The sequence below is a fragment of the Anaerorhabdus sp. genome (assembly GCF_036637135.1).
Taxonomy (GTDB): domain Bacteria; phylum Bacillota_I; class Bacilli_A; order Erysipelotrichales; family Erysipelotrichaceae; genus Anaerorhabdus.
In genome coordinates, this window is the sequence record NZ_JAVWNC010000002.1 from 26,097 (window position 1) to 48,256 (window position 22,160).

The window sequence follows — 22,160 nt, forward strand, 5'->3', positions numbered from 1 at the left end:
AATACCATAATTTGTTTTTTACCATGTTTTCTACTCGTTCAATAATCAGTATATTTCACAAAAGAAAAGAGTAAGATTTCTCTTACTCCTAATTATGCAGTGATTTCTTTCATTGCAGCGTGATACATACCTGCTTTTTCTTTGGAATCTTCCATGCTTTCACCCTTAACACAGAAGTAAATTTTACATTTAGGTTCTGTACCACTAGGACGAACTGCAATCCAACTTCCATCTTCAAGATAATACTTTAATACATCAGAAGGAGTGAATCCTTCCAGTTTACCAATCTTACCATCTTTGAAGTATTCTAATGTACCATAATCTTCCCAACCAATTACTTTCTTTAAGGCAATTTCTTTAAGACGATTTTCACGTAATGAAGAGATAATGTGTTTAATCTTCATTGCACCTTCTTGTCCTGCAAGTGTAATTGATACTTGAGATTCATCATAGTAACCCAGTTTTTCATATAAATCATTTAATACATCGACAAGTGTTTTACCTTCTTGTTTATAATAAGCCGCAGCTTCAGCTAACATAAGACAAGCCTGTTGTGCATCTTTATCACGCACAAATGGTGATATCAATGAGCCATAACTTTCTTCATATCCAAAGACATATTCACGATCATGATTTAATTCATATTTCGCAACTTTTTCACCAATGAATTTGAATCCTGTTAATGTCTTTTCTGTTGTGACATTATAACTATCCGCAATCTTCTCACCTAAGTCACCTGTAACAACTGTGTTAAACATAACTGCATTGCTTGGCATTTTATTTTGTTTCTTAAGTTGACTGAAGATATATTCAATTAAGATTGCCCCTGATTGATTACCTGTTAACACAACATATTCATTTCCTTGTTTAACGCCTACTCCCATACGGTCTGCATCTGGATCACATACAAGAATAATATCCGCATCATTCTTTTTTGCATATTCAAGCGCTAATTCATAAGCACCTGCTTCTTCTGGATTTGGTGTTTTTGTATTTGAGAAATCAGGATCTGGACTACATTGCTCAAGAACAGGGATGCAATTGTATCCAGCTAAATCATATAACTTTCTTACCGGAACATTTGCAGTACCATGTTCTGGTGAGAACACAATCTTGATATCTTTTTTAACATCTTTATTTAGTTGAATATCCAATACTGCTTGGATATACTTTTCATCAATTTCTTCTCCAATGATGTGGATTAGTTTCTCTTGTTCACTTGTTGGATTTGCTCCAATTGATAATTCATCTTCTATTGCATTCACAAGGTTAATCACTTGGCTTGCAAGTGCTGGTACAAGTTGACATCCTTTATCATCATAAAGTTTATAACCATTATATTCTTTTGGATTATGCGAAGCAGTGATCATAATACCACCAAAACAATTTAAAGTACGAACCGCAAATGAAAGTTCTGGTGTTGGTCTTAAACTTTCAAATACATAGGATTGAATATTATAAGTCGCAAGAACACGAGCAGAATCCATCGCAAATTCTTTAGACATATGGCGATTATCATATCCAATAGCTACTCCACGATGACATGCTTCAGGTCCATTTGAAACAATGTATTGTGCAAACCCAGCATTCGCTTTACGAATAGTATGAATATTAATTTTATTTGTTCCAGCACCTAACACACCACGCATACCTGCAGTACCGAATTCAATGTTCGTGTAGAACGCATCTCCTTTTGCTGCATCATCCATTTTAAGTAATTCTTCTTTTAACTTTGGATCAATGTTCGCGTTGTTTAACCAACGTTCAAAATTCATTTCAATTTTCTTATCCATTACGTTTTCTCCTTAGTAGAAAAAAGGAAGACACCAAAAGGCATCTTCCTTAATTATTATTTTTACTCTATGCGATGACTTTTTGAGCACGTAGTACTTCTTCGATAGTTTTGATAGCGATTTCTTCATCTTCACCTTCGCAAGAAACTACTACTTCAGATTGAGTAGGAATACCTAATGACATTACACCCATAATAGATTTCATGTTCACAGTACGTCCTTTATAAGCCACTTTGACTTCACTTTTGAATTTACTTGCTGCATTAACTGCTACTGTTGCAGGACGAGCATGTAATCCAACAGGGTCAATTACCAACACTGAAATTTGTTTCATCTTCTTAATCCTCCTGTATACTAACTTCATTTTAAACTATATTTTGATAAACTACAAGAAGTTACTTGTGATAATTTTCATTTTTTCGTATTTTGTAACTACGATAGATTTGTTCAACCAACAATAATCGAACCATTTGATGTGGAAAAGTACAGTTAGATAAGCACCAACGCACATTTGCACGCTGTATTACTTGTTCACTATAACCCATTGATCCCGCAATCACAAATGTAACTTTACTTGACTGATATGTCGATATTTCATCTAATTTTTGACTAATTTCTTCAGAACTAAAGTTTTTACCATGTAAATCCAAACAAATTACTACTTCATCATCCTTAATTCTTGATAGAATTGCTTCTCCTTCTTTTTGCTTTACAATCTCTTGTTCTGCAATCGATGCATTGGGAGCACAAGCACCATCAGGAACCTCCATGATTTCTATCTTTGTATAAGGACCTAAACGCTTAACATACTCTTGTATCCCATCGTTGAAGTATTTTTCTTTTATTTTCCCAACCGCAACGATTTTTATCATTCTAAGACAACCGTCACTGTAATTTCTGCATTATCTCTTACTATGGTTAATATAACTTCATCTCCAACATTTAAATCATATAGTACTTTTCTAAAGTCTTTAAACGTAAAGATATCAATATCATTTATTTTAACCAAGACATCTCCAGATAAAACTCCACTCGTATTAGCTGGTGTGCCTTCAAATACCTTTGTAATTAACACTCCACGAGTACGATCTAAATTAATTCCCATGTAACTCTTTTGATAAATAGTTAATTGAGATATATCTTTACCTATCACACCTAAAATTGGACGAAGTACTTGCCCGTTTTCTTTTAATTGATCCACGATCGGAATAATCTCATTAATCGGAATTGCAAAGCCTAAACCCTCGACATCTTCATTCGCAATTTTCATAGAAGTAATTCCCACTAAATCACCACTCATATTAATAAGTGGTCCACCACTATTTCCCGGGTTTATCGCAGCGTCAGTTTGAAGTACTGACATTTCCCAATCATCGATACCATTTTCGTCAATATCAACCGCTATTGATCGATCAACGCCAGAAATAATACCAAAAGTTACTGAGCCTTGTAAGCTTAAATCAAGCGGACTACCAATCGCAAGAATGTATTCCCCTTTTTTAACAATACTTGAGTCTCCTAAATTAAATGGCTCAACTGTAAATGATGGATGAACTCGAAGTAATGCGATATCACTAAAAGCATCACTACCCAATAGCTCTGCAACCATTGTTTCACCATTATCAAAGGAAACATATACTTCTGTTGCTCCTTCAACTACATGATGATTTGTCACAACATAAACACCTTCATCATCTTTACCATAAATAACACCACTACCTATTCCCAATACATTTTCATGTGCACTGCTGGTAATTCCAACAACTTTTGATTCTGTCTTGGATACGATACTTGTTAGATCTGTGGTAAAACCATTGATTGTGTTGTTATTGTAGATTGGACTTACTTTTTGAATAGATGTTTCTTGATTCTTTACTTTACTGATTTCATAAGTTAAGTAACTATTCCATACCAAGAGAACAGCAATTAGCGCTATGAGAAATTTCTTCATTATCTTTTCCTCCTTGTACTAATTCATACTGACCTGCTGCAACAATCACCAAATCAGCATTCAAACAATCTTTCTTTTTTAACAATGCTTCTGTGTTAACTTCTAAAGCTTTTTGTCTTGTATTCGCTTCTTCTGAAATATGAGCCAGGAATATTTGTTTCGTATTCTTTGTCACTATTTGTTCCAACACTTCTGCACAATTCTCATTACACAAGTGTCCATTATCTGAAAAAATACGTTGTTTTACAAAATGTGGTCTTCTTGATTCCATTAACATTTTAATATCATGATTACTCTCAAGCACAATATAATCAGCACCAACAAGTAATTCATAATAAGATTCATTTAAATAGCCTGTATCTGTTATATATACAAGTTTTTCACTACCATTTTCAATAACATAACCTACCGTATTCTCAGCATCATGGCTAAGTGGTAACGGTGTAATTGTTAGATGCTTTACATCAAATGATTGAAAAGGTTTAACAAGATGAAACATGATGCAATCATCCAGTGGACTTGCAGAATAAACTTCAGTATTTTTAAACATTTTGATTTGACTAATATGGTCAACATGATGATGCGTGATTAAGCACGCATCAACATCATTGAGAGTTACATTTAATTTTTGATAACTTAGTTCCAAATGTCTCCGTGTTGATCCACAATCAATGACAAGTGTACAATCATCATCTTGTAGAACAAAACTATTTCCTTTAGAACCACTACAACAAAGTGCAAATTTCATATTAACACGCCAAGAATCCATTACATGGATCTAATCTTTGGTTTGGATTTGATGATAACATGATAAAGAAATGAACGTGAGGTCCTGACGCTTTACCTGTCATACCTATTTGTCCAATAACCTCCCCTTTATCAACACGATCTCCTACTTTTAAATCCGTTGGTTTATTCATATGACCATAATAAGTACGATATCCTGTATTACCATGATCAATAATCATATAGTTACCATTGATACCTGTATAACCTACTTCATAGACCGTACCACGGTCAGCTGCGTATACATTTCCATAACGATTGTATGGATTTTGGAAGTCAACTGCTTTATGTCCTGAATAACATCCCCAACGACATGTAATAATTGGGTTATCAATTGGATAACGGAATGTACCAGTACCATTACCTGGAATTTCCAATGTACCTACACGAATAATTTCTTGTTGCGGTTGTATTGTAATAATAGAAGAAATTTCTTCCCCTGAAACGATAACTCCATTAATCCAAGTTTCTTCAACCAATGTATTTTTCGAACCTACTTTTGCAACCTGAATAACTTCTTCTTCATTGGTATACATTGTTGGATCTTCTTGATAAATTGTCCCTGCAGGTTCTTCATCTCTTTTACGTAATGATTCCTTCATTACCACTACATCAATCGGTGATTGGAAATAAGTTACATTCAATTGAGTTCCTGGTGATAATACCTGATCAACACTTGTTAGAATGTCATCATTGATATTTACAACTTGGCGATCTGATAAAAAGTTATTTTTACTTCCGACCCCTTGAATTGTATCTCCTGGAACAACAGTATAGTATTGTTTTTCTACACCTTCACCCCATTTTAAATATTCAAGTATTTCATCTTCAGTAGTCATAATTTTACTAGGTTCTGCATATGCTTTTTTCATTGTGATACTTTGTAGAATTTCAATCGCCATGTCACGTTCACCATAGGTTGTTAATGGTGGAACTGTTTCATTACTTGTGATTGCATTCAATGAACTTTCTTCTACAAAATACAACAAATACTTATGAAGAGCTTCTTCATACTTCTTTACATCATCTACATAAATAGTTGCGAATGTACCATTTTCATCCGCAAAGTCGATTGCGTTTACTTGTACTGTATATGAGTTTTTATCTTTCAAATATTGAGTGATTTGTTCATCAATATTTTCATATTCGTTATAACTTAATTCTTTAATTTCATAAATATCTTTCCCCGTGTCTAGATGTGTACCTGGGAATTTTTCTTCATATTGTTCACTATAAATTTGGCCTAATAAGTTTGAGATGGTTTTCTCATCACTTAAAACTCCAAGCAAAACACCTGAATCGTATATCTTAGTTACTTCCTTAGGTTCAAGACGTACACCTGTTACTTCTTGAGGAAGCAATGATTTTTCTATTTGAGCATTTGCTTCTACAACTTTAACTGTTCCCATATCAAAGATTTGTGGAAGTAAAAATACAATCGCTAAACTTGCAAGTGCAGCAATTACTAGGGGTAAAACTTTTTTCATCGCACTCACCTCTCTTTATTTGTTACTGTTGGGATTTATCAACATTATAAAAAGCATTTATATCTGCTTTAAACGCAACATCAATCTTACGAGTTGCACCATTACGATGCTTCGCAATGTCAACCTCAACAGATTCTATTCCATTTTTAATTGATTCTTCTTTCTTCTCATCATTGTAGTAAGATTCTCTAAATAATAACATAATGATATCCGCATCTTGTTCCAAGGCACCAGATTCACGAAGATCTGACATCATTGGACGTTTATCAGTTCTAGCTTCTACTCCACGAGATAATTGTGATAAGGCAATTACAGGTACCTTTAATTCACGGGCTAAAGCTTTTAGATTACGTGAGATTTCTGATACTTCTTGTTGACGATTATCACTTGATTTACTACCACTACCTGAAATAAGTTGAATATAGTCGATGATAATACATTGAAGACCTTGTTCAGCTTCTAACTTTCGACATTTCGAGAAGATTTCTGAAACACGTACTCCCGGTGTATCATCAATATATATTTTTGTTGATTTTAATTCTGTGACTGCTTCTGATAATTGATTCCATTCTCCTGTCGATAAGAACCCTGTTTTTAAATGATCTCCCATAACCGTACTCTTTGCAGAAAGAATACGTGAAATTAACTGTTCCGCAGGCATTTCTAGTGAGAAAATAGCGATTGCTTTCTTTGTATTAATTTGAGCAATATTCATTCCTAAATTAAGTGCAAAAGCAGTTTTCCCCATAGAAGGACGTGCAGCAAGGATAACTAAATCACCTGGTTGAAATCCATGTGTTAAGCGATCTAAATCTTTAAATCCTGTCGCAACTCCTGTAATAGGAGAGTGGTTATCTGACATCTTTTGAATGTTTTCAATGACTGAATTAATTACTTCTGTTCCTGTTCTAAAATCTGTTGTTCTACGATTTCTAGTTACACTAAGAATTAACTTCTCAGCACTATCTAAATAATCATCAATATCTACTTGTCCTTCAAAACCTTCTTCAGCAATACTTTGCGATGCTTCAATTAAATTACGCATGTATGCTTTGTTTTGAAGTATTTCTACATATGTTTTTGTGTTTGCACTTGTTACCGCTGCATCACAAAGTTGCATTAAGTAATCTACGCCACCAACTTGACTTAAACGATTAACATCATTTAGTCTTGCTGAAACTGTCGTCATATCCACTGGTTTACCCTCACTGTGCAAGTCAAAAACTGCACGGTAAATTTTACGATGTGCATCTAAGTAAAAATCTTGGTCACTCAATCCTGAATCCATCACAACAGTTAAACTGTTGGAATAAACCATGAGCGTTCCTAGTAATGACTGTTCAGCTTCTAAACTATTCGGCATTTGGCGAATCATACTTAATCCTACGCTTTCTCTTTAACGTGACACTTAATTTCTCCAATAACATTCTTATACAATTCTGCTTTCACAGTTGTATAACCTAAACCTGAAATTGGATCTGTATCAATAAACTTTCTCTTATCCACATGAATATCAAATTTCTTACTCAATTCTTCAGCTACTTGTTTTGTAGAAACAGAACCAAAAACTCTTCCATTCTTACTATTCAATGTAAACTCTAGTGTGATTTCTTTTAATCTTTCCTTTAATGCAATTGCTTGTTTTTCTAAATCAGCTGCATTTTGTCTTGCTTCTTCTTTTTGATCTTCTAATATTTCCATACTTTTTGCAGTTGCTTGTACTGCTAAGCCTTTAGATATAAGAAAATTTCTTGCATATCCATCAGCCACTTCTAATACTTGGCCTTTTTTACCAACTTTTTTTACATCACTCAGTAGGATTACTTTCATTTCCGTCAACCTCCTCAAAATATCGACTAATTGCATCAATTAGTTCGTTCTTTAATTCTACCACATCTTTGCCATCTCTTTGTAGTGCAGCAGCAGTTAAATGTCCTCCACCATGCATATTTTCCATGATACGTTGTACATTCACTTTTCCTCTACTTCTTGCACTAATCGCAATTTGGCCATCATTAATCATCGCAATCACAAAACTCGCTTGAACATCCTTAATTTGAAGGATATTATCCGCAACTTGTGACATCATGGAACGTGACACAATTTTATCAGTTACAGGTGCTATAACAATACCTTTTTCATATTGTTCACAATTATTCATAATCACAGATTTCATTGTAAATTCTGAATAAGTATCTTTTAAGTATTCATCTACTACAAGTGGATCAGCACCTAAGGTTCTTAACATACCTGCTGCTTCAAATGTACGTGTACCCGTTCTTACTTTAAAACGATTTGTATCAATAATCATACCTGCATACATTATGTTTGCTTCTAATTCATTTAATTCAATGCGATTTGATAAATAAGGTATAAATTCCGATATAAGTTCTGATGTACTTGATGCACCAGCTTCGATATAAACTAAGATTGGATTCATTTCTAAATCAGCACTACGACGATGATGATCAAATATAGCAATTTTCTTTGCATTCTCTAATAAATGAGAACCATTTGATTGTTTTAAACTATGATGATCAACCATGATAACAAGTGTATCATCACGATATTGATTCATCGCTTCATTCTCAGTTACAAATTGATGACGCGATAATAATTCTGTTTTATTCTTTTCAACTACAGCAGCAAGTTTCTCTTCTATACCACCTGTTTTCGCAATAATACAACATGCTTTCCCATAGGCTTGCGTAATGCGACTCATCGCAATTGCTCCACCCATACAGTCAAAGTCAGCTTCTTTGTGACAACAAATCACAACATTACCTGCTTTTTGAATTAAATCCTTCAATGTATTCGCCATAATTCTTACACGAACACGACTACGTTTTTCAATTGCTTCTGAACTACCACCAAAGAATTTAACATCTTCTCCAGCTCTTCTTATCGCTACTTGGTCTCCTCCACGTGATTGTGCTAAATCAAGTAATTGAATAACCATTTCATCTAACTCTTCAAAGTTTGTAGTCCCTCTTGCAAATGACATTGATAATGTAATTGATACATCTAATTCTTGCGCAGCACGACGTACCGTATTTAAAATACTAAAACGATCTTCTACTAATTCCTTAAATATATTTTCATTTAATACAACCATGTAACGGTCATTCTTTAAACGTCTTAGAAGTAACCCATGACGTTTACACCATTCCACTACCGGTTGTCGAATACTATTATTAATACTTGATGTTAATTTTTCATCTTCATAACGAGTTGATTCTTCATAGTTATCTAGGTTAATTAACCCTATAACAATTTGTTCACCCTCATATGCATCTTTAAACATCTTTGTCTCTGTTATATCTCTGAAGAATAATACTTTCGCATCATCTTTACGATGTACTAAATAAACATGATTATCTAACACAATCTCTACTTCTTCTGCTTTACCCGAAATCAAATCATCCGTCTCTGGAAGCCATACTAGTAACTTCTTTCCTATACGGTTAAATCCTCTTTCTTCAAAAATTTCACTCATCCAAGAAATAACATAATTATCATCATATGAAAGCATACCTGTTTCACCAAAGAGAAATGCTTCCTTCGCTTCAGTTCCTAAAACACGAGTTATCCCTACATTGGTTTCTTCTAAATCTTTTTCATATACATTAAATAAGATAACAAATATCGCAATTTCAATTATCGTAATCAGTGAAGGCAAAATAATATTAAAATCCCATAGCAGTTTAAAAAATACGATAATTAATACTTGGAAAACTAATAAAAGAGAAACTTGAATTTTCAGTTTATTTATTTTCTCCACTTTGAACCCTCCTCAATAAGTCCACTCTCCAATTGGTTGTAATATAAAGAAAACCAAATAAAGAAAGTGCTGGTATTGCTACTGGTAATAAAAAGATAATCGCAAATATTAAATAGAATGAAATATTCTTTTGAAATTTAGCAGCGCCTAAAACAAGTGCCCCAATATAACCAAAGAACATCAAATATAAATTAGAAGCTATATCCAAAATCATCATGAGTTCTTGAATCTTTGCATCTTGCGGTGTTTTGAGTAAAAACTCTGATCCAGCCCAACAAATTATCGCAACATATCCCAACCATTTTGGTGAAGATATTTGTGATAATGGTTTTGGTTTAGGAATTTGAAATCCCAAACGTGCAAGTAATAAACGAGAAAATAGATGGATTAATAAACCTTCTAATACTCCTGTTAAAAATACACTAAATATAACTGCAATACGAATCATTTGATCAATATCAAATGGCAATGCCGCAACGGATGTACCAAGTGTTTGATTAATCACTTGCTTCATTGTTTGAGCTTCCATAGCTATATCATAACCGAAAAAGGATGCAAATAAAACAGTTGTTACTAAATTAGAAACTACGGAAATTGTCATTGCAATAAGCATCAATCTGCGTGAAGTCCATTTTTGTTTTACCCCTTCTCCATAGATTAACCCTGTAGTTGCAGTAACACCAAAATAGAATATAGATTGTGGTGTACCAAAAATCAACGTCAGAAAAATCATTGCACTAAATGGCAAGAGTCCATCTTTCCACCCATATTTTGCAGTGAAAAATACCATTGGTAACGGTAAAATCCATACAAATAGTTCTACTACTCCCCCCAATTGACGATTAATAACCAGAAGTAATCCTAGTAATGCAGTCATCATTGCGCCATCGGTAATTTTTCTCACATTGTTATTCATTTTATTTCCTCCAAAAGTTCAAAAACCTCCATCACATTGACGGAGGTTTACCTGTTAATCATTAACGTATGGTAATAGTGCCATTTGACGAGCACGTTTAATTGCTGTTGCTAACATACGTTGATACTTAGCACGAGTTCCAGTTACACGTCTAGGAATAATCTTTCCGTTCGCTGAAACAAATTTCTTCAACAATTCAATATCTTTATAGTCAATAGAAGTAACGTTATTTTTAGTAAAGTAACATACTTTCTTACGACCCATTCTTTGCTTTTTGAATGCCATGGTAGATCTCCTTTCTAAAATGGTAAGTCATCACTTGAAATATCAAGCGATGGTCCAGCATTGAAATCATCGAACGCATTATCTGCTTCAAATCCTGATGCTTCCATACCTGAGTATGAAGGTCCATCAAATGATGTTGATGCAGGGCGGTTCTCTGACGCTGATTTTGATTCTAGTAATTGACAAGAATCGCAAACAACTTCTGTAATATAAACTTTTTTACCATCGGTACCATCATAATTACGTGTTTGTATACGACCTTCAACACCTAGTAGCGCACCTTTTTTTGCATATTGCCCTAAAAAGTCAGCTGTTTGGCGCCAAGCTACGCAGTTTATAAAATCTGCTTGTCTTTCTTGCGACTGCCCAGATACACGACGATTGCATGCAACTGTGAATGAAGCAACAGAAAGGCCTGATGATGTTTTTTTAACTTCAACATCTTTAGTTAGTCTTCCGACTAAAACGACACGATTTATCATGGGTCACCTCTTAGTTTTCGTCTTGTTTTACAATCATGTAACGAACAATGTTTGAATTGATACGCATTAAACGATCGAATTCTTTAACTGTTTCGTTGTCAGCTTCAAATGTTACTACCATGTAATAACCTTTGGTCATGTCTTCTATACGATACGCAAATTCTTTCACGCCCCACTCATCCACATTCACGATTTTACCACCACCGTTAGTGATGATACCGTGCATAGACTCGATTACTTCTTGGCGTTTAGCATCTTCTAAAGATGCATTTACGATGTACATGACTTCATATTTTCTCATGTGTACACCTCCTTATGGTCTGTTGGCCTCTTCAGGCAAGGAGTAGACGATTAATCTACCCGTGCCTTAGATTTTATCACATGTAATCTAACATGTAAACTTATTTCAACGAAAATACCTCTATTTCAAGCCTTTTTCCTTAACTTTTGTATCATTTAGTAGTACTGTATCAATAGAAGGAGAATATTATGAATAAAAACAAGATCTTATCTATCATTTTCGCTATTTTAACACTCATCATTACCCATCTTGCCTGTATTGTGATAACTCATAATTATGTACAGGGTTATTATGCTATTAAATACGTTGGTGCCAGTGCACCTGCCAGTATCGCATTTCTGTGGCTAATTCCTTTTGGCTTCGGGATCCTTCTTTTTTCTATGCTTGCTTACTCTTATTACAAGAAATATAAAAATACTAATAATAGGGATAATTAAATCATTTATAACCTTTATTTATTGTCATTTTATGCTAGAATAAGTAAGTACAATAAGGGGGTACGAAAAATGACAAAGAAAAGTTTATTTTCTACAAAAACAATTGTTGCTACTGGTTTAGGTGCAGCATTATTCATGGTTTTATTCATGTTCGTAAAGATTCCATCACCAATTCCTGAAACAAACTTACAAATCGCTTATGGTGTATCTGCATTCTTTGGAGCAGTATTTGGTCCAATTTGTGGATTCTTAGTTGCATTTATCGGACATGCATTAAATGACTTCAGTTACGGAGCACCTTGGTGGAGCTGGGTTATTGCGTCTGGGGTAGCTGCTGCAATCGGTGGTATGGTTTACTTCATGATTGATGCTGAAAGTGGAAAAATTGGAAAATCTGAAATTTTCAAGTTCTGCGCTATGAACATTGTAGGTAATGCTATTGCTTGGGGAATCATTGCTCCAGTATTAGATATTGTCATCTACGCTGAACCAGTTAACTTAGTATTTACTCAAGGACTCGTTGCATTTGTTCTAGATGCTATCTGTGCTTGTGTTATTGGGTCATTATTATTAATTGCGTATGCAAAAACAAAAACTAGTAAAGGCTCGCTTACAAAAGAATAATACTTATTACTTGTAATATCGATGGGCTAATATTTAATTAGCCCATTTTTAAATTTAGTAGACAGAAGAGGTGAATCTATGACACAACCAGTTATACAATTTAAAGATTTTTCCTTTCAGTATTTCTCTCAAGCAGAACCTACATTGCATGATATCAATCTAACAATTAATGCTGGTGAAAAAATATTAATTGTTGGACCTAGTGGAAGCGGTAAAAGCACTCTAGGGCATTGCTTAAATGGATTAATCCCTTTTTCATATAAGGGTGAAATCAAAGGTTCTTTAACAATTCATGATACTGAGACCAAAACACAAACAATATTCGATTTATCCAAACAAATTGGAACAGTGCTACAAGATTCTGATGGACAATTCGTAGGACTTACTGTAGGTGAAGATATTGCTTTTGCATTAGAAAATGACAATGTAGCTTTACCTGAAATGAAAGAAAAAGTAAAACGAATCGCTCAGCTTGTTTCTATGGAGGAATTATTAGAAAGTAATCCATTTGAATTATCAGGCGGACAAAAACAACGTGTATCACTTGCAGGTGTACTTGTTGATGATGTAGACATTCTACTTTTTGATGAACCACTTGCAAATCTTGATCCAGCTACTGGAAAAACTGCAATTGAATTAATCGATGATATTCATTTTGAAGGTAAAACAGTAGTAATTATTGAACATCGTTTAGAAGATGTTTTACATCGCAATATAGACCGTATCATTGTAATGAATGAAGGTCGTATTCTCATGGATGATACACCTAATAATGTATTATCAAGCAACATCTTGTTGGAACAAGGTATAAGAGAACCACTTTATATTACGGCATGCAAATACGCTGGAATTACTATAACTCCAGATATGCAACCAGAACATATTTCAACATTCAACATTGATGCCGTCCAACAACAACTACAAACTTGGTTTAAAAACCACAATCGTTCTATGGTTACTCCAAATGAAAAATCATTGCTTGAGATTCAAAACTTATCATTCAGTTATGATGGCAAAAGAAAAATACTAGACGATATCAACATCCAAATTAATGAAGGAGAAATGATTTCAATCGTTGGTAAAAACGGTGCTGGTAAAAGTACTTTATCAAAACTCATTGTTGGGTTCGAAAAGGAAGACATTGGTTCTATCTTATTAGAAGGTCAAGACTTAGTTGATTTCACAATTAAGGAACGTGCTGAACATGTTGGTATTGTTCTACAAAATCCAAATCAAATGATTTCTAAAAACTTAATTTATGATGAAATTGCATTGGGATTACGCATACGCAATATCAATGAAGAAGAAATTGAAAAACGCGTTATTGATGTCATGAAAATTTGTGGTTTGCTACCATTTAAGAACTGGCCAATTAGTGCGCTAAGTTATGGGCAAAAGAAGAGAGTTACAATTGCTTGTATCTTGGTTCTAAACCCTAAAATATTAATTCTAGATGAACCAACTGCTGGGCAAGATTATCATCACTATTCAGAAATCATGGGATTCTTAGAGAGTCTAAATAAGAATGGGCAAACAATAATTCTTATTACTCATGATATGCATTTAATGCTTGAGTATACTCCACGAGCTATTGTATTAGCGAATGGTAAGAAACTTGCAGATACAAAAGCATATGAAGTTCTATGTAATCCAACATTAATTCATGAAGCAAATTTAAAAGAAACTTCTTTATTTGAATTAGCTAAGAAAGCACACATCAATGATCCATTAAAATTTGTTGAATGCTTTATTATTCAAGAAAGAAAGGAGCGCAATCATGAAAATTAAATTGTTCTCCTATAATCAACTAGACACTTACATACATCATTTAAGTGGACTTACTAAATTCATTTGTTTCTTACTACTCACTACTACTGTCATGTTATCATTTGACATTCGTGTTATCTTGTTTGTTTTGATATTATCATTTGCTTTATTTAAAGTAGCGAAGATTAAATTTGGACAAGTTAAACTTATGCTTGTTTATGTATTTATCTTCTTGATTACTAACTTTATCCTTACTTTTATTTTCGCACCATTACAAGGTGTTGAAATTTATGGTACAGAACATGTCTTGTTTACCATTGGTGGACCTTATGTTGTAACACTTGAACAATTGTTTTACCAAATCACTAAACTACTAAAATATTTATCGATTGTACCTCTTGGAATTATGTTCTTCTTAACGACTAACCCAAGTGAGTTTGCATCATCGCTAAATAAAATAAAAGTTAACTATAAAGCGTGTACTGCATTATCATTAACACTTCGATATTTCCCAGATGTTCAACGTGACTATCACGCAATATCACTCGCTCAACAAGCACGTGGTACTGAATTATCGAAGAAAGAAAAATTATCAAAACGATTTAAGAGTATTCTTGCCATTTTAACACCACTTATCTTTACGACATTGGATCGTATTGAACTAATAACCAATGCTATGGAGTTAAGAGGCTATGGCAAGAGTAAAACGCGTACATGGTATGCATATCGTCAATTAACACGTAATGATTATGTAGCAATGTCAATCTGTCTTGCGATATTCATTGCATCATTACTCATCACAAGCTTTGTAAATCATAGTATTTACTTTAACCCATTTATATAAGGAGATAAAACAATGGAAAAACCTATTTTAGTATTTCAAACCGACTTTACATATAAAGAAGGTGCCGTATGCGCAATGTACGGAGTTGTAAAAAGTGTTGATCGCTCATTAGAAATCATGGATGGAAGTCATGAACTTCCTCAATATGATACATGGTCTGCATCATATCGTTTATACCAATCAATGAAGTTTTGGCCTGAAGGTACAATCTTTGTATCAGTCGTTGACCCAGGTGTTGGCACAACAAGAAAAGCATGTGTTGCGAAAACAAAAGATGGTTACTATGTTGTAACACCAGATAACGGTGCTTTAACACATCTTAAAAAATATGTCGGTATTACTGAAGTAAGAGAAATCGACGAAACTGTAAACCGTTTAAAAGGGAAAGGAACTGAAGGCGTTGCAATATTCCATGGTCGTGATTTATTTGGTTATTGCGCAGCTAAACTTGCATCCGGCATGATTACTTATGAACAAGTAGGTCCTGCATACTCTGTTGATGATATCGTTACACATGAAATCTTAGAACCTACTGCATCAACAAATAAAGTAGAAGGTATCTTTGAAATCAATGATCCAAACTTTGGAAATCTATGGACTAATATTCCATTATTAACAATGCAAGAAGCTGGTTTCAACTATGGTGATTACATCAATGTTGAAATCAAACACAATGGTGAAACTAAATTTAATCAACCTGTGCTATTCCATAAATCATTTGGTATGGCTAAACTTGATGAACCTATTATTTATAACAATGAACTTATGAAAGCATCTCTTGCTGTTTCAATGGGCAACTTCGTTGAAAAGTATGGCTGTGATTTTGGTTCTGATTGGACAGTAACATTTACTAAATAGGAGAAAAACATGAAAAAAACATTAGTATTACAATCTGACTTTGGCTTGGTAGATGGTGCTGTAAGCGCCATGGAAGGTGTTGCCTTTGGCGTTGATGAAACATTACGTATTCGTAACTTAACTCATGATATTACACCTTACAACATCTTTGAAGCTAGCTACCGTTTATTTCAAACCGTTGAGTATTGGTCAGAAGGAACTGTATTTGTATCTGTAGTTGACCCTGGTGTTGGATCATCTCGAAAAAGTGTTGTAGCCTTAACAAATGCAGGTCATTATATTGTAACTCCTGACAATGGCACATTGACACATATCAAGAAATACATGGGTATCAAAGCTATTCGCGAAATTTCCGAAGTATCAAATCGTCGTGCAAATACCGAAGCTAGTTACACATTCCACGGTCGTGATGTATATGCCTTCACAGGTGCACGCCTTGCTTCTGGTGTTATCGATTTTGAAGAAGTAGGTCCTGAACTATCAGTAGAAAGAATCGTTGAATTACCAGTTACAGAAACAGTTGTTACTGCTGAATCAGTTCAAGGTTCTATCGATATCCTTGACGTTCGTTTTGGTTCATTATGGACTAGTATTGAACGCGAAGAGTTCTTAAGTATTAATCCAGAATATGGTGAAAGACTTGAAGTAACAATCTATAACAATGATATGCTTGTATACCAAAACCAAGTAGTTTATGGAAAGAGTTTCGCTGATGTAAGAATTGGTTCTCCAATTATCTACATTAACTCCGTATTCCGTGTTGGTATCGCAATTAATCAAGGTTCATTCTCCAAAGCATACAACATCGGTGTTGGTGCACAATGGAGCGTAGAAATTAAGAAAGCGTAAGATGATGGCTGATTTTCAGCCATTTTTTTATTACCTAATTTATTTTTTTCATAAGCAAAACTGAAGCCTATTCCATAGAATAAACTTCAGTTTATTTTTACATATTCATATTTAATACTAGTACCTACCACTACATCTTCAATCTTATTAACTATTAACCAATCATCCATATTCCCTTGATGATCAAAATCTAGTGGTTCAATGATTTCAACACTATCAAATTCAACTAGACATAGATACTTCTTTAACCACCGTTCACTTTGCTTAGCTGTTAAGTTTAATTTTTCTTGATTCTTTTGTAATATATCCGCACTTTCATCCAATGATAATTTCATATAATTTTCCACATGTTTCACAATAGCTTTTGCAGTAATTTTTTTTGTGCCTTTTTCCATAAAGTATAATTCTTCACCTTCAAATACACGACTGTGAGGAAATTTTCTACCCGCCGCTCCGCGCACTATCATTGTCTTTGTTCCAGCTAAGATTTTATCGAGTTCTTTATTTCCTTTGCCACCGGCATTATCACAATATACTAAATGTACCATCTACTCATCCTCCTCAATAGGTATCCATATTTGACTTAAGTAATCATCACTAAATGAGTTGCCTTCGCTGTACCATTCTACTTCTGGACAATCAGCATGCGCAAATGGATATTGTACAACCCATTCTTCATTTAGATAACGCCATCCATTTTGTATCGCTTCTGGTATTCTTCCCGTACAATCGAAGACTGCCCAAGTTTCCTTCGGTAGTATCACTTCGATTAAATCATCTTCTTTCGCATCACTCGCAACACACAAAACATAATTTATTTCATTCTTAATTGGATCATAATCTGTGCATAATCCAAACATACCTGATGGTTTCCTCGTATCCAACGCTACTAAGCGCGCAAATGTTCCATCACGAAAGCTTTCTGCCCAAAACTCTGGAATAGCTTTGTAGTTATTTCCATTATCACATGATATTCTTTTCTTTTTGCCAATACATCTTATTTCTGGTTTTTCTTCAATACGCCAAGCAAATTCTTGTTTATCATCAATTTGCATCTTCGGGAATACTCTTAATTCTACATCTTTGTTTTTTGCATCTTTAGGTGCCACACCATGAAATAGACTAAATGCTTTGGTGAATGATGTCGGAGAATCATAACCATACTTATAGCTAATATCAACAACCTTCATCTTTGTACTTTTTAGATCATATCCAGCTAAGGTGAGTTTTCGATTACGAACATATTCTGCAAAACTCATCTCATTCATATAGGAAAATACTTTTTGAAAGAATCCATAAGAACATCCTGCAATTCTTGTAATCTCTTCAATATCAATCGGATCTTCAGTTCGTTGTAGATGATTCTCAACATAGTTAATAATTTCTTGTAACTGTTTATTCCATTCCATATCATTACCTCATTACTTACTCTTATTCTACTTGAATAAATTTATACTTTCATCTCATTTTTCGTTCTAATAGGATAGAAAAAAGATATGATTTTCATCATATCTATTGAAGTGAGTTTAAAAATCTTTCCATTCTTTCCAGTGCTTCTTTAATTTCTTCAATACTATAAGCATAAGAAATTCTCACATACCCTTCACCACATTTACCAAATGCAGATCCTGGAACTACCGCAACTTTTTCTTGATTCAATAATTTTTCACAGAAATCATCCGAAGATAATCCTGTTGATTTAATACTAGGGAATACATAGAATGCACCTTCTGGTAAATGACATTTTAAACCGATTCGATTTAATCCATTTACAATAAAGTTTCTTCTACCTTCAAATGACTCACGATGTGTATCACAATCATTATCACCTCTTGCTGCAGCTTCAACAGCTGCATACTGACTAATTGTCGAAGGACACATAATGCAATATTGATGTACTTTATTCATTGATTTGATGATATCTTCATCCGCTAATAAATAACCTACACGCCATCCAGTCATCGAATACGCTTTTGAAAATCCATTGATTATGATGACTTGTTCCTTGATTTCATCAAATGATGATATCGTACAAAACTTATCTCCATAAGATAACTCTGCATAAATCTCATCTGTAAGAACGACAAGATCATGTTCCTTAATGAGTGGAATTAATTCTTCATAATCTTCTTTATTCATAACTCCACCTGTAGGATTACCAGGGAAGTTCAAGAACAAGATTTTTGTTTTATCACTAATTGCATTTTCCAATGCTTGTTTTGTTAATTTGAAATGATTTTCTTCTTTCAATTCAACGATTACTGGTACACCACCTGCAAGACGAACCAATGGTTCATACGCAACATATCCTGGTTGAAGCAAAATAACTTCATCTCCTGGATCCAATAGAGTACGCATTACAATATCAATAGCTTCTGAGCCACCTACTGTAATCATACATTGTTTTTGCCAATCATAACTAACGCCAAAGCGACGACGATAATAATTACATATTTCTTTTCTTAATTCGGGTAACCCCACATTACTTGTGTAAAATGTCTTACCACTTTTAATTGCATAAATTGCTTCCTCACGAATATGCCAAGGTGTTTGAAAATCCGGTTCCCCTACCCCTAACGATACTACTCCTTCCATTTGACTTGCCATGTCAAAGTATTTACGAATACCTGAAGGAGGTATTTCTTGAATCAATTTATTTAGATATTTTTTACCACTCATGGTGTGATAAGTAATCGATTAGCAGGTAACTCATCTTCACTAATGATTACTCCTTCTACTTTATATTGTTTAAGAACGAAACATGTAACAGTATGTTTAACACCTTCAATAGGTGCTAGCTTTTGGCCAACGAAATCCGCAACTTCACGCATTGTTTTTCCTTGAATAACAACCATGAATTCACTTTTACCACTCATTAAATATAAACTAGATACTTCTGGGAATTTAGATATTTCCGCGGCGACATTATCATAACCACATTCACGTTCTGGTTGTGCACCAACCTCAATTATTGCCATACAGTGATCACGATTTGTCTTGTCCCAGTTAATTACAGTGTGATAACCACAAATAATCTTTTCTTCTTCAAGACGTCGTTTAGTACGGACAACAACTTCTTCAGTTTCATTTAGAATATCCGCTAAATCAGTAATTGAAATACGTGGATCATTTTCTAAAACATGTAACAGTTTTAATTCATCCATAAGACACCTCTTTCTTAACTCTATTTTAGCATTTCTTAAGGGCTTTGTAATCAAGAAATAAAGAAAAGGATGAAACAGAATACGGTTCCATCCTCTTACTTAATCCTTATATCATTATAGCCTTACTATTCTAAAACAATGAAGTCATTTTGTATTACTAAACTCTTTTCAAAAATTAGAAACTCACAATGATTACTCACATTCTAATTATTCACTATAGAATTGATGCTTCTATAGTCCAAAAATAGCTGATACTACGCAACATACTACGACCAATGACAACAGGATTGTAGTTGTTTTTATTTTTTTACCTAAAATCCAGTACATAAATCCAAATACGCCTAGTTGTATTAGACATGGCATAATTTGATCAAGATAATAAGTTAAGGGTTGTGCAAAATCACCACTACCTACCATAATTGGTAAATCTAGCCATATTTGTTGACAAATCATTCCACCGATAACCATTAATCCAATAATACCGGCATAATAGGAAATCTTGTTCATGATACCTGTTTTTGCGATTTTTTCAATAAAGCTGGATCCAAAAGAATATCCAAATTTCAAACTATAATAGCGAATGATAAATGCTGGAATATTGAATATCAATAAATATAAAATCGGTCCAAGAATATTTCCAGCAGATGCAAATGAGATTGCAATACCTGCCGCAATAATTCTCAATGTTCCAGGAATTAATGAGTCACCAATTCCTGCTAGTGGTCCCATTAATGATGTTTTAACAGCATTAATTGAGTTACCATCAAATTCCTTATTATTTGCATTTTCTTCTTCCATTGCAGCATTTATACCCATTAATAATGGTGAAATTTGTGGTGTAATTGCCATGAATTCAAGACCACGTCTCAATGCTTCAACTCGTTTCTCTTCATCTTCTTTATTTGGATACAACTTACGAACAACTGGTGTTAACGCATATGAATAAGCAATATGTTGTTGACGTTCATAATCCCACGAAATATCCAACTGACATGAACGAATGAATATTTGATTTAATTCTTTTTTGGTTAATTTCTTTACGCTACTAGAACTCATTGTCATCTTGTCCACCTCCATTCATTGCTACAGTGTTATTTTTCTTTTCATTAAAATAAAGGAAAGCTACAATACATGCGCCTAAACCTGCAAGTCCTATAATTGATACATTGAGATAAGCACACAATAGGAATCCCAAGAATAAGAAACATGCTAATTGTTTGTTCATAATCATTCTCGCAATCATCGCAAACCCAATAGCCGGAATTAGTCCTGTTGCATAATTTAATCCACTATTTAACCATTGAGGAATACTTGCGATAACAACTTCAATTACTGGTTGACCAAAATAGAAAGCCAATGCAACAATTCCTGCTTGAGGAATTATTTGCACAACAATCGCAAGATAGTGCATCATATCCACACCATTACAATCTCCTTTATCTGCATAGCGATCTGCCCTATGCCCAATAATAGGTACAACAAACATCATCATGAAATTTGATAACAAGGCTGTTAATGTTGCAACCGGAACTGCTAACAGAACTGCTGACGCTACATCAGCACCAGTTAGAATTACATATGCAGTCCCAAGAATTGCTCCAGATGTATAATCCGGTGGGTTACTTGCTCCAATAGGAAACGCACCTAACCAAACAAGTTCTAATGTTGCCCCTGCCATAATACCTGTTCTTAAATCATTTAAAGCTAATCCCACTAATGTAGAAACAACTAGTGGTCTACCTATGTTTGAACTCGCAAAGAAACTGTTCAAATAACCAAAGGCAGCAATACAGAAAATCAATAAAGCTTGTACTAACATTTTTACTATCCTCCTT

The 22,160-nt window shown here is 34.0% G+C and carries 25 protein-coding genes; 6 read left to right on the top strand and 19 right to left on the bottom strand.

Going from position 1 to position 22,160, the window contains the following annotated elements; all coding sequences use genetic code 11:
• Nucleotides 1-92 precede the first annotated feature (92 nt).
• The 13 genes from RR643_RS00505 to rpsF all read right to left on the bottom strand — a co-directional run bounded on the left by RR643_RS00505 (nucleotide 93) and on the right by rpsF (nucleotide 11,782).
• The gene (locus RR643_RS00505) at nucleotides 93-1,793 is read right to left on the bottom strand and encodes a phospho-sugar mutase (RefSeq protein ID WP_332482008.1); all 1,701 of its coding nucleotides are present in this window, start codon (nucleotides 1,791-1,793) and stop codon (nucleotides 93-95) included.
• A gap of 67 nt (nucleotides 1,794-1,860) precedes the next feature.
• On the bottom strand, nucleotides 1,861-2,127 hold the full coding sequence (locus tag RR643_RS00510; protein ID WP_078710763.1) for an HPr family phosphocarrier protein: 267 nt from the start codon (nucleotides 2,125-2,127) through the stop codon (nucleotides 1,861-1,863).
• Nucleotides 2,128-2,188: 61 nt separating this feature from the next.
• Nucleotides 2,189-2,665, bottom strand: a complete 477-nt coding sequence (gene rlmH / locus RR643_RS00515; RefSeq protein ID WP_332469275.1) for a 23S rRNA (pseudouridine(1915)-N(3))-methyltransferase RlmH — start codon at nucleotides 2,663-2,665, stop codon at nucleotides 2,189-2,191.
• Complete coding sequence (locus RR643_RS00520) at nucleotides 2,662-3,744, bottom strand: S1C family serine protease (RefSeq protein WP_332469276.1); 1,083 nt, start codon at nucleotides 3,742-3,744, stop codon at nucleotides 2,662-2,664. The genes rlmH and RR643_RS00520 overlap by 4 nt, the downstream gene beginning before the upstream one ends.
• Nucleotides 3,695-4,513, bottom strand: a complete 819-nt coding sequence (locus tag RR643_RS00525; RefSeq protein ID WP_332482009.1) for an MBL fold metallo-hydrolase — start codon at nucleotides 4,511-4,513, stop codon at nucleotides 3,695-3,697. Before RR643_RS00525 ends, RR643_RS00520 begins: the two co-directional genes overlap by 50 nt.
• Nucleotides 4,494-6,017, bottom strand: a complete 1,524-nt coding sequence (locus tag RR643_RS00530) for a M23 family metallopeptidase (RefSeq protein ID WP_332469278.1) — start codon at nucleotides 6,015-6,017, stop codon at nucleotides 4,494-4,496. The genes RR643_RS00525 and RR643_RS00530 overlap by 20 nt, the downstream gene beginning before the upstream one ends.
• A 22-nt stretch (nucleotides 6,018-6,039) precedes the next feature.
• Nucleotides 6,040-7,392, bottom strand: coding sequence for a replicative DNA helicase (gene dnaB / locus RR643_RS00535; protein ID WP_332469279.1), 1,353 nt, complete (start codon nucleotides 7,390-7,392; stop codon nucleotides 6,040-6,042).
• Between the two features lie 8 nt (nucleotides 7,393-7,400).
• On the bottom strand, nucleotides 7,401-7,847 hold the full coding sequence (gene rplI, locus RR643_RS00540) for a 50S ribosomal protein L9 (protein ID WP_332469280.1): 447 nt from the start codon (nucleotides 7,845-7,847) through the stop codon (nucleotides 7,401-7,403).
• Nucleotides 7,825-9,798: a DHH family phosphoesterase gene (locus RR643_RS00545; protein ID WP_332469281.1), complete on the bottom strand. Its 1,974-nt coding sequence runs from the start codon at nucleotides 9,796-9,798 to the stop codon at nucleotides 7,825-7,827. The genes rplI and RR643_RS00545 overlap by 23 nt, the downstream gene beginning before the upstream one ends.
• Nucleotides 9,782-10,714 (bottom strand): DUF2232 domain-containing protein, encoded by a 933-nt coding sequence (locus RR643_RS00550; RefSeq protein WP_332469282.1) that lies wholly within the window; start codon nucleotides 10,712-10,714, stop codon nucleotides 9,782-9,784. Before RR643_RS00550 ends, RR643_RS00545 begins: the two co-directional genes overlap by 17 nt.
• 54 nt (nucleotides 10,715-10,768) lie before the next feature.
• Complete coding sequence (rpsR, locus tag RR643_RS00555) at nucleotides 10,769-10,999, bottom strand: 30S ribosomal protein S18 (RefSeq protein ID WP_078710771.1); 231 nt, start codon at nucleotides 10,997-10,999, stop codon at nucleotides 10,769-10,771.
• A gap of 14 nt (nucleotides 11,000-11,013) precedes the next feature.
• The gene (ssb, locus tag RR643_RS00560) at nucleotides 11,014-11,481 is read right to left on the bottom strand and encodes a single-stranded DNA-binding protein (protein WP_332469283.1); all 468 of its coding nucleotides are present in this window, start codon (nucleotides 11,479-11,481) and stop codon (nucleotides 11,014-11,016) included.
• A 10-nt stretch (nucleotides 11,482-11,491) separates the two neighbouring features.
• The gene (gene rpsF, locus RR643_RS00565; RefSeq protein ID WP_332482010.1) at nucleotides 11,492-11,782 is read right to left on the bottom strand and encodes a 30S ribosomal protein S6; all 291 of its coding nucleotides are present in this window, start codon (nucleotides 11,780-11,782) and stop codon (nucleotides 11,492-11,494) included.
• Nucleotides 11,783-11,970: 188 nt separating this feature from the next.
• Here rpsF and RR643_RS00570 point away from each other — a divergent pair, with 188 nt between their 5' ends.
• From RR643_RS00570 to RR643_RS00595, 6 genes are all read left to right on the top strand, one after another.
• On the top strand, nucleotides 11,971-12,219 hold the full coding sequence (locus RR643_RS00570) for a hypothetical protein (protein ID WP_332482011.1): 249 nt from the start codon (nucleotides 11,971-11,973) through the stop codon (nucleotides 12,217-12,219).
• 69 nt (nucleotides 12,220-12,288) lie between these two features.
• The gene (locus tag RR643_RS00575; protein WP_332469867.1) at nucleotides 12,289-12,843 is read left to right on the top strand and encodes an ECF-type riboflavin transporter substrate-binding protein; all 555 of its coding nucleotides are present in this window, start codon (nucleotides 12,289-12,291) and stop codon (nucleotides 12,841-12,843) included.
• A 78-nt stretch (nucleotides 12,844-12,921) separates the two neighbouring features.
• Nucleotides 12,922-14,631 (top strand): ABC transporter ATP-binding protein, encoded by a 1,710-nt coding sequence (locus RR643_RS00580; RefSeq protein ID WP_332482012.1) that lies wholly within the window; start codon nucleotides 12,922-12,924, stop codon nucleotides 14,629-14,631.
• The gene (locus RR643_RS00585) at nucleotides 14,621-15,454 is read left to right on the top strand and encodes an energy-coupling factor transporter transmembrane component T family protein (RefSeq protein ID WP_332469869.1); all 834 of its coding nucleotides are present in this window, start codon (nucleotides 14,621-14,623) and stop codon (nucleotides 15,452-15,454) included. Before RR643_RS00580 ends, RR643_RS00585 begins: the two co-directional genes overlap by 11 nt.
• Before the next feature lie 12 nt (nucleotides 15,455-15,466).
• Complete coding sequence (locus tag RR643_RS00590; RefSeq protein ID WP_332482013.1) at nucleotides 15,467-16,312, top strand: SAM hydrolase/SAM-dependent halogenase family protein; 846 nt, start codon at nucleotides 15,467-15,469, stop codon at nucleotides 16,310-16,312.
• 9 nt (nucleotides 16,313-16,321) lie between these two features.
• Nucleotides 16,322-17,161: an SAM hydrolase/SAM-dependent halogenase family protein gene (locus tag RR643_RS00595; RefSeq protein ID WP_332469871.1), complete on the top strand. Its 840-nt coding sequence runs from the start codon at nucleotides 16,322-16,324 to the stop codon at nucleotides 17,159-17,161.
• An 86-nt stretch (nucleotides 17,162-17,247) separates the two neighbouring features.
• Here RR643_RS00595 and RR643_RS00600 read toward each other — a convergent pair whose 3' ends face one another.
• The 6 genes from RR643_RS00600 to RR643_RS00625 all read right to left on the bottom strand — a co-directional run bounded on the left by RR643_RS00600 (nucleotide 17,248) and on the right by RR643_RS00625 (nucleotide 22,144).
• Entirely contained in the window at nucleotides 17,248-17,709 is a 462-nt protein-coding gene (locus RR643_RS00600) for a hypothetical protein (RefSeq protein ID WP_332482014.1), read from the bottom strand.
• Nucleotides 17,710-18,570: an AraC family transcriptional regulator gene (locus tag RR643_RS00605; protein WP_332482015.1), complete on the bottom strand. Its 861-nt coding sequence runs from the start codon at nucleotides 18,568-18,570 to the stop codon at nucleotides 17,710-17,712. It abuts the gene before it with no gap.
• Between the two features lie 103 nt (nucleotides 18,571-18,673).
• A complete protein-coding gene (locus RR643_RS00610; protein ID WP_332469874.1) occupies nucleotides 18,674-19,840 on the bottom strand; it encodes a pyridoxal phosphate-dependent aminotransferase in 1,167 nt (388 codons plus the stop codon).
• A complete protein-coding gene (locus RR643_RS00615) occupies nucleotides 19,837-20,325 on the bottom strand; it encodes an Lrp/AsnC family transcriptional regulator (protein WP_332469875.1) in 489 nt (162 codons plus the stop codon). The genes RR643_RS00610 and RR643_RS00615 overlap by 4 nt, the downstream gene beginning before the upstream one ends.
• Nucleotides 20,326-20,556: 231 nt before the next feature.
• Complete coding sequence (locus RR643_RS00620; RefSeq protein ID WP_332469876.1) at nucleotides 20,557-21,387, bottom strand: PTS system mannose/fructose/sorbose family transporter subunit IID; 831 nt, start codon at nucleotides 21,385-21,387, stop codon at nucleotides 20,557-20,559.
• Nucleotides 21,371-22,144 carry a PTS mannose/fructose/sorbose/N-acetylgalactosamine transporter subunit IIC gene (locus RR643_RS00625; RefSeq protein WP_332469877.1) on the bottom strand — a complete coding sequence of 258 codons (774 nt, stop codon included), beginning with the start codon at nucleotides 22,142-22,144 and terminating at the stop codon, nucleotides 21,371-21,373. The genes RR643_RS00620 and RR643_RS00625 overlap by 17 nt, the downstream gene beginning before the upstream one ends.
• Nucleotides 22,145-22,160: the final 16 nt, after the last annotated feature.